Below are 16,430 nucleotides of genomic sequence, written 5' to 3' on the forward strand. Positions count from 1 at the left end.
GAAAATCAATAGCAATATGCAAATAGATGTAGGTATATATTTGTTTGATTAATCTACAGACAAGCCTGATAAATATATTGTCTCTATTAATAGGATTTTATTAACACATTGTTTTAAAAGAAAATTTATATGTCAAATTACTTGAATGATAAAAATCTTATAGAAGCATAAAACAATAACAGCAGAAGTATAGGAATTTAGTCAATAGGGATATAAAAATAATATCAAAATAACTAAGGGTAATTAAATTAATTACCTTCATTGTTGAGCAACTGTCGATCTGTCCATCTATATAAAACTTAAAGAATATATATTCTTGGAGAATCGGGAATGGTAGTGTTAAAGAAAAATAAAATTGCGCTTGGCGTTGTTGCTGCTCTTGCATCAAGTTTTGTGATGACAGCTTCCGCAGAAGATCCTGAAAGGTTACTGGTGACAACCGCTTCGGGATTTAAACAGACTGTTGAAGATGCTCCAGCTTCTGTTTCAGTTGTAACTCGTGAACAATTAGAAACAAAATCATATCGTGATGTGACTGATGCGCTAAAAGATGTTCCGGGGGTGCTAGTGACGGGGGGCGGTAGCAGCTCTGATATTAGTATTCGTGGTATGGATCCTAAGTATACCATGATCTTAGTCGATGGTAAGCGTGTTGCATCTCGTGAAACGCGTCCTAATAGTGATAACTCAGGTATTGAACAAGGTTGGTTACCTCCTTTACCCGCGATTGAGCGTATTGAGGTAGTAAGAGGCCCAATGTCTTCTTTATATGGCTCTGATGCCATGGGAGGCGTTATCAATATTATTACGCGTAAAGCGCAAAAAGAATGGAACTTTAGTTTACGTGGTGACACAACGTTGACTGAGCGTAAAAATGAAGGAAATACAGGACAAGGTAGTTTCTATGCTGCAGGTCCATTGATTGATAATGTGTTAGGTCTAAAGCTGCAAGGGCAATATTCTCACCGTGGTGAAGATAGACGTGTTGATGGCTATAACCGTCAGATCACGGCAAGTGGTGGCGGTACATTAAGCTGGACACCAGATGAGAAAAATACCGTTGAATTTGAATTTAAAAAAGATAATCAACATCGTGATTCACGTGTTGGCTATTCAAAATCAGCTGAACTTGTTAAAGGGAAAAAACCACAAAGTAGCTTTACTGATTATGAGTTAACGCATTATGCCTTAACCCATGATGGTATTTATGATTTTGGTACTATGAATACCTATGTTCAGCGCGATGAAAGCCGCAATCCATCACGTAAAATGGATTATGATGATACAACTGTTCGTAACCAAACCGTCTTTATGTTTGGTGATCATATGTTAAGTGTCGGCGGTCAATATCGCTATGAAGAGCTGAAAGATGAAGGCAATAAGCTTAAAGGTAATAATAAGCTAGATCGCTATAGTTGGGCGCTGTTTGCTGAAGATGAGTGGACATTGACAAACGACTTCGCTTTAACCGCCGGTTTACGGATGGATAAAGATGAAAACTTTGGTACTCACTGGACACCGCGAGTTTATGGTGTTTGGCATTTAGCTGATGAATGGACATTAAAAGGTGGGGTATCTACTGGATATCGTTCACCGGATTTACGTCAAGCGACAGCCACTTGGGGACAAGCTACAGGCGGTGGTCGTTATGATGCGGTTATTTACGGTAATCCTGATTTAAAACCAGAAAAATCGGTGACAGAAGAAATTGGTATTATTTGGGATAATCGAGATAATTTAAATGCAAGTATTACGATTTATAATACTGATTTTAAAGATAAAATAATGGAAAGGCGCGTTTGTGACAAAGACTCATCTAAACCATGTAAAGCGAGTGATGGATTTGGACATGTTTATGATTTTGTGAGTACTCGTGAAAATGTTGATAAAGCCAATATGCGCGGTGTTGAAGTTACTGCTAACTGGATTATTTCCCCAGAATGGAATTTAGCAGCAAACTACACGTTCACAGATACGGAACAAAAGAGTGGCGATTTCAAAGGTAAGCCTCTGAATAAGCAACCGCGCCATATGGCAAACGCGACCTTAAATTGGGAAACCACACCTGAAATGGAAACTTGGGCACGCATTAATTTCCGTGGTAAGACATCAGACTATTTATCACGTACTTCAATGGCTAAGAGCACACCTTCATACGCCTTTGTTGATGTAGGTACTAGCTATAGTCTAACGAAGCAACTAAATCTGATCGGTGGCGTCTATAATGTTTTTGATCGTCGCATCGAAAGAGATAATTACGGTTCAACCTTAGAAGGCCGTCGTTATAACATCGGATTAAACTACAACTTCTAGTTTTATCCCTCAGTGTGTGTCAATCAAGCTCCACATTATGTGGAGCTTTTTTTGTTATTTAATTAAAGCCAATACTGGCAAAATGCATAATAGGCATTTATATTTAGTTTAATGAATCACCTAAAAATAAGGTTCATTTGTTTTAACCACTGACTATCTTTACTGAATACTTAATCTTTTTTTCTTATTACTGAAAATCATTTTTGATTACTCTATATGGCTTGTTGAAAAATAATGGTATTTCAGTTATCTGTATCTTTTTTAGTCTTTATAGCGTGAAAGAAGCAATTAATTTACATTAGATTTGTTTATGTATCATTGATGCTTTATTTTGGTTGGTATTGTTGTATATAACATGCAAAATTAATTAACTTTTTGATTGTTAATGTATTAATGATTTTTGTTGTTTAATACCAAACGACAATAGGCTATATCTCAAAGTTAGGCTTTGTGATAAAAACGCAAATATTGTCAATGAAATGTGACAGTAAAGGCTAACTTAGTTTGCTATTTAAAAAGATCGTAAAAAAAGGTGGTTTTTTGATGAAAATCTATTGCTATTTAAGTCTGAGACGTGCAAAATGCGCCCACTAAAAATATGACTGATGCGTTTTAACTGCATCGGTTTTTTTTTGCTTTTTACTTATTACTACACCAAGAGGTCAGACTTATTTTAGTCTGAATAGATAACATAATTTGATTAGCAGCCAGCCCCTTAGAGAAAGGGTTGTCGTGATAGAGGAATGCTAATATGGTACAATTATTCTCTTTCGCAGTCGGGCCTAACGGCACCTGCGGTAATGATGACTACGGAGCACGGCGTCTCCTAAACTCACTCCTGTCCTCAAAAACTTCTTTCTATTCTGTTTATAGACAGATGCGAAGTCTTCCCAGTAACTGTCGGTTGAGTTTATCAAGTACTCAGTTCGAAGTTATGGGAGGGTTCGCTCATGTCAGATAATGTCATCTCCTCTATCGGCACCAATCAAACTGGTGTTAATAACCGTGTTCAATTACGCAAAACATTGACGCTAATGCAAGTCGTCATGATGGGGTTGGCATTTTTACAACCTATGACGATTTTTGATACTTTCGGTATTGTATCAGGCATAACCAATGGTCATGTGGCAACATCATATGCTATTGCGTTAACCGCTATTTTATTTACCGCAGTGAGCTATGGGAAATTAGTCAAGCGTTTCCCTTCAGCAGGCTCTGCTTATACTTATGCACAAAAATCCATGAGTCCACATGTTGGTTTTATGGTTGGGTGGTCTTCATTATTAGACTACTTATTTATGCCAATGATAAATATCTTATTGGCTAAAATTTATTTACAAGCCATATTCCCAGGCGTTGATCCGTGGATCTTTGTTGTTGCGTTAGTCGCGTTAATGACATTTTTTAATCTACGCGGAATTAACGTTGTGGCTAACTTAAATACCGTTATTGTTGTTATTCAAGTAGCTGTAATGGTGGTATTTGTTGGTTTATTAATTCATGGCGTATATAACGGCGAAGGTACAGGGGAGTTATGGACTTTCCGCCCATTTGCGTCAGTAGATGCTGAATTAATCCCAATGATAACCGGCGCGACAATTTTGTGCTTCTCGTTCTTAGGGTTTGATGGCATTAGTACCTTATCTGAAGAAACACCCAATGCCGGTAATGTGATACCAAAAGCGATTTTCTTAACTGCGTTAATCGGTGGTTTAATTTTTATCGCTGTTTCTTATTTTTTACAATTATATTTCCCAGATATTTCACGTTTTAAAAATCCAGAAGAGTCACAACCTGAGATTATGCTGTATGTAGCAGGAGCCTTGTTCCAGTCTATTATCTTAGTGTTTTCTTGTGTGACGGTATTAGCATCGGGTATGGCGGCTCACGCAGGTGTTGCGCGTCTGCTGTATGTGATGGGACGTGATGGTGTATTCCCTGAAAAAGCGTTTGGTTATGTTCATCCCAAATGGCGTACACCGGCATTTAACGTACTGTTAGTTGGCTTTTTAGCGCTAGGGGCGATCTTTTTTGATTTAGTCACTGCTACAGCGTTAATTAACTTTGGTGCGTTAGTGGCATTTACCTTTGTCAATTTATCTGTTATTTCGCAGTTCTACATTCGTGAGCGTCGTAATAAAGGGTTAATGGATCATATTAACTATCTTATATTACCGATTATTGGTGCCGCGACAATGGGGGTACTGTGGGTAAACCTTGAACCAGGCTCTATGGAATTAGGACTGATTTGGGGGGCAATTGGTATACTTTATATGGTGTGGATCACTCGTCGATTCCGTCGACCTATGCCTCAAATGCCAGAGAAATAACATTGTATTTAGTGTGTTGATTGTTTAAAAATGGCCTCATCAGTGAGGCCATTTTTTGTTTATGTTAGAACGCGATAGAGAGTTTCATATCAATACCATTATCGTGCTGATTTCTTGCCGCTAGTCCGCTGTATCCAATTGAGACTTTTGATGTCTCATTGATTTGGATAGTTGTTCCAGCTTTTACCACCAGTGCATCTCGAGCAGCATCAACACTATTCGCTATAAATGTAGGCTGGGTTTGTGTGAAGCGTAAATGGATCCCTCGTTCTACATCGTTATATTGGTGTCTCCAGCCTAGCTCACCATAGAGAGAAACCGTTGATTTATTGTTAAATTTCCATTGGTTATTTAAACGTAGCCCTGTAGTGGAGGTGGTTGACTCTAGAGTTTGCGAATGGGCTTGTAAGGCTGCTCGTCCACCTTGCTCGTTAATGGTAGCATTTTTCGTTTTGGCATATTCAAGATTAACAAAAGGCTCTAATTGTGTATCTGAGAGGGTGATGGGATAAGCTGCTTCAATAAAGATTTGGCTAGTGTTCCCATTGTAATTCGCCTTATTTTTATCTGACTGTACACCATAGTTGACCGATTTTGTTGTATGGATACGATGAAAGGTATTAGATGCACCAGCACGTAACACGATTGTGTCAAAATCATAGCCACCATAGAGTGATAAGTGGTAATTTTCGCTATTTGCGTGACTGTTATCACCAGATAGTGAGGTTTTGGTGACCCCTGTTGCAATACCAAGCAGCATTTTATCGTGACTAACCCGCTGATCTGCACCTAATAGTACGCCATAGGTGGAAGCATCATAGCTATTTGCATTGCCATCATTGGAAGTCTTTTCCCAATTAGAGAGAATTTTAGCCCAAACATGACCTTTGTTACCTGCACTTTCTTTCTCTCTATTAATTATTTCTGCATTTTTAATCTGAGAGAGGAGTGTTTCTTTTATTTGCCGGCTATTGTTGAGTTGGTTAGATAAGATATCCGCATGAATTTGACCTGTTAATTGATTATAGGCAGAGCGGGCATCATTCCCTGTATCCATTCTTATAATGCTTTCATAAATAGGATGTCCCAAGGGTAATGCGTCTATCGCATTGGCGATTGATAGTTGGTTTTTTGTTTTAGCCACACTTGAAAAGGCGGTGTTATTTCTTCCGACATTTAGTATTACTGAATTTTTATCGTAGGACAGTGTGGTACCTAAAAAAAGATAGTTTGGATTTACATCAGTAAATTGACCATTAACACCGTGATCTGCCGTTAAAATGGTATATTTTGTGTTATATAAACTTTGAACATCATCTTTTGTTAGCAGATTTTGGCTATTTTCAAGCGATACATTAACCATTCCACCATTCAGTGTCGCGGTACCCAAACTGATTATTTTATCGCTATCACCTTGTGAATTTATTTCAACATGGTAGTTGCCACCAGAATTAAAAATAACAGTATCATCGATATTAATTGTACCTATTGAATGACCCGGTGATACGATGCCTCCTGAATAAACGGCCAGCTTATTAATTTTTCCTTTACCAGAAAGTATCCCTTTGTTATTGATATTGACTTGAGAATCAACGCTCCCACCATTTAATAGCAATGCTCCTTTGTTGACATCTAGTAAAGTGTTTAGTGTTCCTTCAAGAAGCAATGTACCACCATTAATGGAAGAATTTTTTGCATAGTGGTTTTCACCAGTGAGCAGTAAATGACCCTGATTAACTTCAACGCCAGCAAAATGGTTATTGCCTGATAAGATCAAGGTGCCATTACCTTGTTTGATTAATTTGCCAGGCCCACTAATATCATTTTTCCATTCATCAAGTTGACCAAATTCAGCAAAGTCAAATTCATTAGTTATTTGATTAACAATAAAATGATTGTAGAAATAACTAGGGCCATTATAGGCTTTCGGGAGATTAATTAATCCCCAATTGGCGTTTGGATCATCTTTGTTTGCAGCCCAGCCAGCCAATGAATTACTCGGGTAGGCGGTACTCGCTAAGATAGATTGCCGTTGCTCTTTGGTTAAATAGGCAAAGCGTAAACGCAGTAAAGCGTTGGCAGATGTTGGTATTTCATTAGGGGTAATGCGTGGTGCAGGCTCTGGATCTTTGGTTGCGTAATAACCTGTTTCATCGTTAGTGATTGTTGTCGAGGTCGTTAAGCAATGTTGATTTTTGCATTGGCTAGCAACATTTTGGCGGACTTCTTTGGCAAGCTCTACAAAAGTGCGGGTGGTGTCATCATCTGCAAGCATTTGTGACAGCAGGTAATAATTGCCTATTCTGGATGCGATGGTATCTGTTGCGAAGTGTGCCCCGACAATAACTCGACTTTCACCATATTCTATTGCTCGGGCAAACATTTCACTGCCCTTTTCAGGGAATAAGATGGATAACACTGCAGCTTGTTTGTATCCGTTCCACGTATGACCACTGGGATAAGATGAGCCTGTTATAGAGGTGTAGTTATCAAGATAATGACCTTCTTTATCAAGTACTTGGTAAGGTCGGCCACGTAAAAAAAGTTCTTTTAAGATAAAATCTATCGAGCGTACTCTTTTTTTATTTGTATCATAAGCATAGGTGCCTGTGCTATGTAATTTATTGAGATCTTGATAAGCTTGAATATCGCTAAAGTTGATCGATTTAGCCTTATCACCAAATAAAATATTAGCATAGGTATTCAACACATAAGTATGAGACTGTGATTTATCCGCTTCGGCAAGTTCTCTACGTTTGCCGGTAATGGCTTGATAATTATTACTGATTATTCTATCTAATTCGGCGGTTCTCGATCCTTTTTGAGGGCTAGTTGTGATAACACCATTTTTGATTTCATCTAACCAATAATTACGTTGGTCGATAATACGTTGCTTGGTTTGTGAAATATTGGTTTCAGACCATGTTGAATGGGAAAAAAGTAAAAAAAAGCAGCTTAACGAGGTAGGTATTACGATATTTTTCATAAAATAAGCCATAGTCTCTAAAAAATTGAGAGCTAATTTATATTAGCTATGTTTAGTTTTTATGACAGGCATTATTATATTAGAGATATTTTCTAAATTGTTTGGTAGTAATTTATTCAGAGTTTTTTTATTATTTTTACTAACATTATATGATAGTTTGAATATAGTGTGACCAATGTAGTAAAAAATATCGGCATATTCTCTATATTAAAAATAAAAATTAGAGTATGCCGATGATTTAAATTATACCTTATTTATTAAGCAAATTAGCTAAGCTTTATCTATTTTGTACTGTTAAATGCTTAATTAGTTATTCTACTTATTCATTTTAGAATGAATATAATGAACTTTTTGATTCTTTTAATTTTTGCGCTAATTCAGAGGCCTCATATCGCTCTGTGACTATCTCAATATAAGATGCGCTATTTGTTAGTGCGGCTTTATTTAACGCATTATCTAGTCCACTTGCTGTAGTTACTTTTTCACTATACCAATCTGTTGCACCAAAGGCTTGCGGTAACTGATGATAGTTCCACTGAGCTAAATCATTATAATAAGCTTCGGGGTAATCACATAATAATCTCTCTATTAAATAACCATCGTTATTTAATACTAGAATAATAGGTTTTAAACCGAAACGAACAAATTGACTAATTTCTTGTACTGTTAATTGATGAGAGCCTTCACCGGTAATTAAAATAATGCGTTTTTCTGGTGCCGCTAACGCAGCGCCTAATGCAGCCGGTGTTGCCCAACCAATAGAGCCCCATAGTGTTTGATTATGAAATTGTGCACCTTCAGGTAATAAAGCGAAGCCTAATCCCATGGATGAGGTTCCTGTTTCTGCAATAATAATATCATTAGGTTTAAAGAATTGTTCTAAACGAGGATAGAGATATTGTGCTGTAATTTTATCATTATCAGATATAACCGCTTCACCTAATCCTTTCGCTGTTATTTTATGATAAGTTTTATTTGGTAGTCGTTGGGTTAATTCAGAAAGAATATCTGTCATATAAACGCAGGAGTAGATCACAGAATCAATTTCAACATAATCTGGCATAATACTGATTAATTGTTCTGATTTAATATTAGCAGTGAAGCTGCCTGTATTAAAGTCAGTCATTAATGTACCGATCCCTAATATATATTCACTACTTTCGACAAATTCTCTGACCTCTGGTGTCATTAATTGTCCGTCATACATACCAACATATTGCGCGTTAGATTCACTTAATATGCTTTTATCCATAAACATAGTGGCATAAGGTAAACCTGTTTTATCAATAAAATGCTGGATTTTATCTGTTAACCCTAAACGTGCAGATAAAAAGCCTGGTAATACACAGACATTATTGCTGTGGGTGAGTTTCTCAATGATTGCTGATACTGCTTTTTCTAATGTTGCTTTATCACTTGTTGGCTTTTGTGGTGCGGTAACAGATAACGGCGCTACTACTTGGCTATTAGCATAATCTGAAGGTATACCAATATAAACAGGACGACGCTCTTTTAATGCTGCTTCTATTACGCGCTCCATTTCTTCCACACAATTTTCGGGTGTTAAAATAGTATGAGCGCAAGCAAGGCGCTGAGCAATCTGATAAAAAACATCAAAATCACCATTACCTAAAGTATGATGCACAAGGCGTTTACTTTTTTGTACGCCACTTGCTGGCATGCCAACTAAATGGAAAATCGGTAAATTTTCAGCATAGGCACCAGCAATAGCGTTAATCGCACTTAATTCACCTACGCCAAAGGTAGTGGATAATGCTGCCATACCTTTAATTCGGGCATAGCCATCTGCAGCATATGCCGCATTTAATTCATTACAGTTACCAATCCAACGTTGTTGTTGGTTGTTGCAAACAGTGTCTTCAATAGGGAAGGCGTAATCACCAGCAACACCAAAAATATCTTTGATACCTAAATCATATAATCGGTCTAAAACGTACTTAATAACTGTGTTTGTCATATAATCTCCAGAAAATCTGAAATAATAATCTACTAAATGATAGTAAAGTTCCTACATTATGCTTAATGTTCTATCGCTAATTTTGTTTTTAAGGAAATGGTTTATTATTATTGGGGGTATAACCAAAAGTAATAAGGTAAAAATTATTTATGGATATTCGTGTTTTACGCTATTTTATTGAAGTTGTTCAATTAAATGGATTTAGCCGAGCCGCTGATGCTTTATTTATTACACAACCAGCCATTAGTCGTAGCATTAAAAAATTAGAGGATGAATTAGGCACTGTTTTATTAATAAGAGAAGTGGATGGGGTAAAATTAACTGATGACGGTGCTATTTTATATGAGCATGCAAAGCAGATCCTCGCTCAATTTAATAGTATGAATAAAGCATTAAATGATAAAGATGAACCTTTAACAGGCGCCTTAAATGTCGGATTACCTCCTGTTATAGCCTCAACCTATTTTGCTGATATTATCATGGCGTTTAGCTCTCGCCATCCCAATGTTGAACTTAAAATTTTTGAGCTGGGCACCAAACAGATGGAAGATGCGATGTTAGAAGGCACGGTAGAAACTGCTGCAGTGATGTTACCTTTTAATGATAAAGATTTTGAATTAACCATTTTTTCAGAAGATCACTTGATGTTATTAGTAGCACAATCCCATCCTTTGGCTAAAGATAAGAAGGTTAATTTTAAACAACTTATTACAGAGCGGTTTATCTTTTTTTCAGAAGATTTTCGTATTAATGATTTGGTACGTAGTGCTTGTGGGATTTATAACATTGAACCACAAATTGTGGGGAGAAGTAATCATTTAGATTTAATTATTGCAATGGTTAAAGCCGGTGTCGGGATCACACTGTTGCCTAATAGCATGTGTAATAAATATCCTATCGATGATTTAGTGGTTATTCCCATTACTTCCCCTAGGTTATCTTATCAATTAGCTTTAGCCACCAATCAAAATAGTTACCAAAGCCGTAGTTGCCAAGCATGGAATAAATTAGCAATAGAGAAATTAATGAAAGAGAATATTTAATCATGGAATGATAAATACGCTTTGTAAAAAGCGTTTTATTAATGGTAGCTATAATTATTTTATCAAACTAGTGGCTAATTTATTGTGATTAACTTGCTCACAATGGTATAAAAGTGGTTATATTGATAATACATTTCTTTTTATCTCATTATTTTTAAATAAAAATTAAACAGTGATAAATAGAAAAATCAGACAAGACAGGAATAGGATAGGGACAATGAATGAGAGTAGCAGCTCCACAAACCAGCATTTTATTCGTAAGTTAGAAGGTATTGTCGGTAAAAAACATGTATTAACCCAAGAGCATAAAACAGAGCGATATCGTAAAGGGTTTCGTTCCGGACAGGGAAAAGCACTGGCAGTGGTATTCCCCGGCTCTTTATTAGAACAGTGGCGTATTTTTAAAACCTGTGTTGAAGCCGATAAAATTATTATTATGCAAGCGGCAAATACCGGGTTAACAGAAGGTTCAACCCCCAGTGGTGATGACTATGATCGTGATATTGTTATCATCAGTACCTTGCGCCAAGATAAAATACAAGTTCTTTCTGAATATAACCAAGTTATTGCCTTTCCTGGCAGTACATTATGGCACTTAGAAAAAGTATTAAAGCCATTAGGAAGAGAGCCACATTCAGTGATAGGCTCTTCTTGTATTGGTGCTTCGGTAATTGGAGGCATTTGTAATAACTCAGGGGGGGCATTAGTGCGCCGCGGCCCTGCTTATACTGAGTTATCACTTTACGCCCGTGTTAATGAACAAGGTGAAGCAGAGCTTATCAACCATTTGGGAATTGATTTAGGTGACACTCCGGAAGAGATATTAACCAATCTGGATAATCGACATTATCATGCGAAACAAATTCATGCGACGGATAAACTGGCATCTGATCATGAATATAGTGAGCGAGTACGTGATATTGATGCAGATACACCATCTCGATTTAATAATGACGAAAGACGTCTCTTTGAAGCGGCGGGAAGCGCCGGTAAGCTCTCTGTTTTTGCCGTAAGATTAGATACTTTTCCTGCTGATCATCGCACTCAAGTTTTCTATATTGGGACCAATGATCCTGATGAGTTAGAAGATATCCGTCGCCATATTCTCAGTCAATTTAAGGTATTACCCGTTGCGGGTGAGTATATGCATCGAAGTTACTACAAAATGGCAGAAGTTTATGGCAAAGATACCTTTTTAATTATTGATAAGTTAGGTACAGATAAGATGCCAGCATTATTTGCTATTAAAGGGCGTGTTGATGCTGTTCTTAATAAAGTGCCATTTTTACCTAAGAATCTAACTGATAGAACAATGCAATTGATGAGTAAGTTATGGCCTGCTCATTTACCTGCTCGTATGACAGAATATCGCGATAAATATGAGCACCATTTAATGCTAAGAATGGCGGATAGTGGTATAGAAGAAGCCTCAACTTATTTAAAAGAATACTTTAAACATGCCACGGGGGATTATTTCGAATGTACAGAAGAAGAAGGTAATAAAGCCTTTTTACATCGTTTTGCCGCCGCGGGTGCCGCGGTGCGTTATCATGCCGTTCATATTAACGATGTGGAAGATGTGCTACCTTTGGATATTGCATTACGTCGTAATGATCGAGATTGGTTTGAAAAACTGCCTCCTGAAATAGAAAACCAATTGCTCTATAAATTGTACTGTGGTCACTTTATGTGTCACGTTATGCATCAAGATTATATTATTAAAAAAGGTGTTGACGCTAAGGCACTTAAAGCACAGATGTTAGCCTTACTAGACAAACGTGGTGCGGAATATCCAGCAGAGCATAATGTAGGGCATCTCTATTATGCAAAACCGCAATTAAAAGCGTTTTATAAACATAACGATCCGACAAATAGCATGAACCCAGGCATTGGTAAAACCTCCAAATTAAAATATTGGGGAGAAGAGTGTGGTTGCGGGCATAATCATAATCAAGCTGAAGTTAATCATATAGAAAACAAAGAATAAGTTTTTTATTCTATGACAGCTAAACATAATAAAGGCAGGGAAACCTGCCTTTTGCGTAATTTAATTGCTTATCTGATGTTATTAACTCGCAATTTCTTGAGCATATAAATATAGCTCTTGCAGTTGTTTTAGCTTTTCTTCGTTATCGCTATGTTCTTCTGCTAACAGCTGAATGGTATTGATATATTCAGTCAGCTTTTCTGGCGTTAATTGCTCTTTTCTATGCGCTAACCAACGTTGTTGTTCATCATAAGTTAATGTGGCTGGGAAGTTTCTCGCACGGTAACGGAAAAACAGCGGCTCCATACGTGGATCTTCAAAAGTTAAATTAAGTGCTGGTAAGTTTTGTGGCTGTGTTGAGCGAATAATTTCCATCGCGCTACGATCATTATCGCTAAAAAAGCCATTGTATAATTGAGCATCAACATCATCTGCAGGGGTAAATGGTGTTTGCTGAGCAAAAATCTCGACGACTTTATTGCGGATCTCAGGATTAGACAGCAATATTGCTTGGTTATTTAAACAATTATCAATATCTAACCCAATTCTATCGGCATCTTGAGATCTGAGGGTATTTTTAGGTGCAACGATAGGGCATTTATTAATATGCAGTAATTTTATCGGAACTGGTGGCTCATCGGCAGATAACTCACTGCGAGGAGTATATAAGCGCTCACGCAATTGCTCTGAAGTGAGGGTTAATAAAGGGGAAATATCCGCAGCTAAATCACAAACAATTACCGCATTACGATTATCTGGATGCCAAGCTAAAGGAGCTACAAGGCTTAAATTAGAACGCGCTGCACCAAACATACCAGAGACATGCACAAGCGGCGTCATGGTTGGGATATCTATCAGTGCTTGTACTTTACGTTTATCACGTAAATTAAAGAAATAATCAAACATACGAGGTTGCGCTTGTTTGAGTTTTTTTGCCATCGCAATAGTTGCATAAACGTCTGACATGGCATCATGCGCATTTTCGTGGGAGATCCCATTTGCTTTAGTTAATAGCTCAAGGCGAAAACTCGGAAAACCATCATCATTCTCAGGCCAATTAATTCCCTCAGGACGCAATGCATAACATGCACGTAAAACATCAAGTAAATCCCAACGTGAATTTCCTTTTTGCCAACTATAAGCATAGGGATCATAAAAATTACGATATAAGATATTTCTGGTGACTTCATCATCAAAGCGTAAATTGTTATAACCCATAATACAACTGTTAGGCTGGCTAAAGGCTTGATGAATTTGGCGAGTAAATTCAGCTTCTGATACACCATTCTTTAGTGCTATTTGTGGTGTGATCCCCGTTATCATGACGGCTTCTGGCTGAGGTAAGTAATCATCATTCGGTTTGCAATAAATGACCAGAGGATCTTCAATGATATTAAAATCCATATCTGTTCTGACACCGGCAAATTGCGCAGGGCGATCCATCGCAGGATGCGTACCAAAGGTCTCGTAGTCATAGATATAGAAAGTGGGGGTATTAGCTGAATTTGACAAGGTTTCCTACCGTAATTTATCTGCTTAATTAATTGATTTTTAAATGAGTTTTAAAGCATTAAACCTTGCACTATTGAGTTGCATCGGGTTTAAACAATGGATATAACGACAAAGTTTGATTGATGATAGTGTCACAAATATCAAATTGTTAACAATGCTTAACTGCGATAAAAGGTATGGTAAACCATATTGACTAAAACGTGAAATATCTAATGAATAAGAAATAAAAGGAGCATAGCGTTGAGTATAGGGAGAACCTCGTTTAATGGGGATATACAAATAGCGATCTATCGCACATAACTTATATGTTAACGTTAACTTTAGTGCGTTAAATCACATAATGGTAAATATTTTCTACGTTATAAATAGAGTTAACGTTAACATTCTGGTCGCAAAATGACTTTATAAGGCGCTTAACAATGAATAAAGATGCTAAAAAATACTATGTGATCTTAAGTGCGTTGCTATTTTTCTTCTTTTTTACATGGTCTTCATCGTTTTCATTAATCTCTATTTGGTTACATCAATATGTTGGACTTAAAGCAACAGATACTGGTTTGATATTCTCGGCTATATCATTGATTGCTTTATGTGCCCAGCCACTCTATGGCTTTATTCAAGATAAACTGGGTTTACGCAAAAATTTACTGCTGGTTATCGCGGTATTGCTTATTTTATCGGGGCCTTTTTTTCTTAGCTTTGCGACAATATTGCGCTGGAATATTTTTATTGGCTCTATTCTCGGAGGGCTCTATGTAGGAATGACTTTTAATGCCGGGATCGGCGTTTTAGAATCTTATACTGAGCGTGTTAGCCGTATTCGTGGTTTTGAGTATGGCAGGGCGAGGATGTGGGGCTCTTTGGGATGGGCATCGGCAACTTTTATTGCTGGGCATAATATCAATATCGATCCTAACTATAACTTTTTTATGGCATCGATAGCGGGGGTGATCTTCTTAATTCTGTTGGCGTTACTAAAAACAGATAAACCAGATGCTTTTAATCAATTAGAGCATGGTAAACCTTCTGCACTCACCATCAATGATGCATTAAACTTACTGTCATTACCGCGCTTTTGGGCATTAATATTATTTGTGGTCGGAACCTGTATTTATAGCGTCTACGATCAACAGTTCCCGGTTTTCTTCTCTTCACAATTTGCATCATTACAGCAAGGTAATGAGATGTACGGGTATCTTAATTCCTTACAGGTTTTCTTAGAAGCGGGAGGAATGTTTGTTGCGCCTTTCTTAGTGAACAAAATAGGGGCGAAAAACGGTTTATTATTGGCGAGTAGTGTGATGGCTGCGCGTATTATTGGTTCTGGATTAGTTGAAGGGCCGATAATGATCTCTTGTATGAAGTTATTACATGCCGTTGAGCTTCCTATCCTGTTAATTTCTATTTTTAAATATAACAGCCAACATTTTGATAAGCGTTTATCTTCTACATTGTATTTAGTCGGTTTCCAATGTGTCAGTTCCATTGTGGCAACATTGTTATCCCCATTAGCGGGTTATGGCTATGATCATTACGGTTTTGCCCCTACGTATATGGTGATGGGATGTATGGTCGTCGGTACTACGTTACTTTCTGCTGTGTTGTTACGTGCTGACTCGAAAGCATTACCACAACATGATATGACTGATCTCGATAGTAACAATAAAGCTCAACCGATTTAAGCGGGTAGGCATTAGCTATTACAGCGCTGCTAGATAATTTTTATGGCTACCATTCGTGAGTGGTAGCTTTTTTTATCGATTTTATTTAGGTTTACGAATATCGGCTGATTGACTATATTGAATAGAGCGTATCATTCTAATCTACTGTTTATTAAGCCAAATCAATTAAATTTATAAACTTTACTTGTTTATTGACACGATTAAGCGATAATCTTAAACAGTACTATTTTTCTTAAATATCAATTGTAAAGGTGTAGGAAATGGATAACGCAAGCAAGCCGTCTTTCCAAAACGTACTGGAGTTTGTGCGTATGTATCGTCGTAAAAACAAAATCCGTCGTGAGATCACTGACAATGAGAAAAAGATCCGTGATAACCAAAAACGTGTTCTTTTATTAGACAACTTAAGTGAATACATTAAGCCTGGTATGTCAATTGAAGATGTACTCGGTATTATCGCTAATATGCGTAGTGACTATGAAGATCGTGTAGATGATTACATCATAAAAAATGCCGATCTCTCTAAAGAGCGTCGTGAATTGTCAAAACAATTAAAAGCGATGGGTGAAATTAAAAATATTCCTAATATTAAAAATTAA

General features: G+C 37.1%; 10 protein-coding genes. 7 read left to right on the forward strand and 3 right to left on the reverse strand.

Annotated features, from left to right (window positions below):
* The first annotated feature begins 330 nt into the window (after positions 1–330).
* The 3 genes from HMPREF0693_RS17830 (at position 331) to HMPREF0693_RS17835 (ending at position 4,643) form a co-directional block, all read left to right on the forward strand.
* Positions 331–2,313, forward strand: coding sequence for a ligand-gated channel protein (locus tag HMPREF0693_RS17830; RefSeq protein WP_004247064.1), 1,983 nt, complete (start codon positions 331–333; stop codon positions 2,311–2,313).
* 751 nt (positions 2,314–3,064) lie between these two features.
* Complete coding sequence (locus tag HMPREF0693_RS19645; RefSeq protein ID WP_017628390.1) at positions 3,065–3,274, forward strand: hypothetical protein; 210 nt, start codon at positions 3,065–3,067, stop codon at positions 3,272–3,274.
* Positions 3,264–4,643: an APC family permease gene (locus HMPREF0693_RS17835; RefSeq protein WP_004247065.1), complete on the forward strand. Its 1,380-nt coding sequence runs from the start codon at positions 3,264–3,266 to the stop codon at positions 4,641–4,643. Before HMPREF0693_RS19645 ends, HMPREF0693_RS17835 begins: the two co-directional genes overlap by 11 nt.
* A gap of 64 nt (positions 4,644–4,707) precedes the next feature.
* On the opposite strand, the gene HMPREF0693_RS17840 is transcribed toward HMPREF0693_RS17835, so the two are convergent.
* Together HMPREF0693_RS17840 and HMPREF0693_RS17845 are read right to left on the reverse strand one after the other, a co-directional pair.
* Positions 4,708–7,641, reverse strand: a complete 2,934-nt coding sequence (locus tag HMPREF0693_RS17840; protein ID WP_004247066.1) for an autotransporter domain-containing protein — start codon at positions 7,639–7,641, stop codon at positions 4,708–4,710.
* Between the two features lie 316 nt (positions 7,642–7,957).
* The gene (locus HMPREF0693_RS17845; protein ID WP_004247067.1) at positions 7,958–9,607 is read right to left on the reverse strand and encodes an alpha-keto acid decarboxylase family protein; all 1,650 of its coding nucleotides are present in this window, start codon (positions 9,605–9,607) and stop codon (positions 7,958–7,960) included.
* A gap of 149 nt (positions 9,608–9,756) precedes the next feature.
* Here HMPREF0693_RS17845 and HMPREF0693_RS17850 point away from each other — a divergent pair, with 149 nt between their 5' ends.
* Positions 9,757–10,650, forward strand: a complete 894-nt coding sequence (locus tag HMPREF0693_RS17850) for a LysR family transcriptional regulator (RefSeq protein ID WP_004247069.1) — start codon at positions 9,757–9,759, stop codon at positions 10,648–10,650.
* 217 nt (positions 10,651–10,867) lie between these two features.
* Positions 10,868–12,637, forward strand: coding sequence for a D-lactate dehydrogenase (dld, locus tag HMPREF0693_RS17855; protein WP_004247070.1), 1,770 nt, complete (start codon positions 10,868–10,870; stop codon positions 12,635–12,637).
* An 81-nt stretch (positions 12,638–12,718) separates the two neighbouring features.
* Here dld and sbcB read toward each other — a convergent pair whose 3' ends face one another.
* Positions 12,719–14,149: an exodeoxyribonuclease I gene (gene sbcB / locus HMPREF0693_RS17860; RefSeq protein ID WP_004247071.1), complete on the reverse strand. Its 1,431-nt coding sequence runs from the start codon at positions 14,147–14,149 to the stop codon at positions 12,719–12,721.
* A 419-nt stretch (positions 14,150–14,568) separates the two neighbouring features.
* Between sbcB and HMPREF0693_RS17865 the strand changes: the two genes are divergently transcribed.
* Complete coding sequence (locus tag HMPREF0693_RS17865; RefSeq protein ID WP_004247072.1) at positions 14,569–15,831, forward strand: MFS transporter; 1,263 nt, start codon at positions 14,569–14,571, stop codon at positions 15,829–15,831.
* A gap of 260 nt (positions 15,832–16,091) precedes the next feature.
* Positions 16,092–16,430, forward strand: a complete 339-nt coding sequence (gene tmaR, locus HMPREF0693_RS17870; protein WP_004247073.1) for a PTS system regulator TmaR — start codon at positions 16,092–16,094, stop codon at positions 16,428–16,430.

It is taken from the genome of Proteus mirabilis ATCC 29906 (assembly GCF_000160755.1).
GTDB lineage: Bacteria > Pseudomonadota > Gammaproteobacteria > Enterobacterales > Enterobacteriaceae > Proteus > Proteus mirabilis.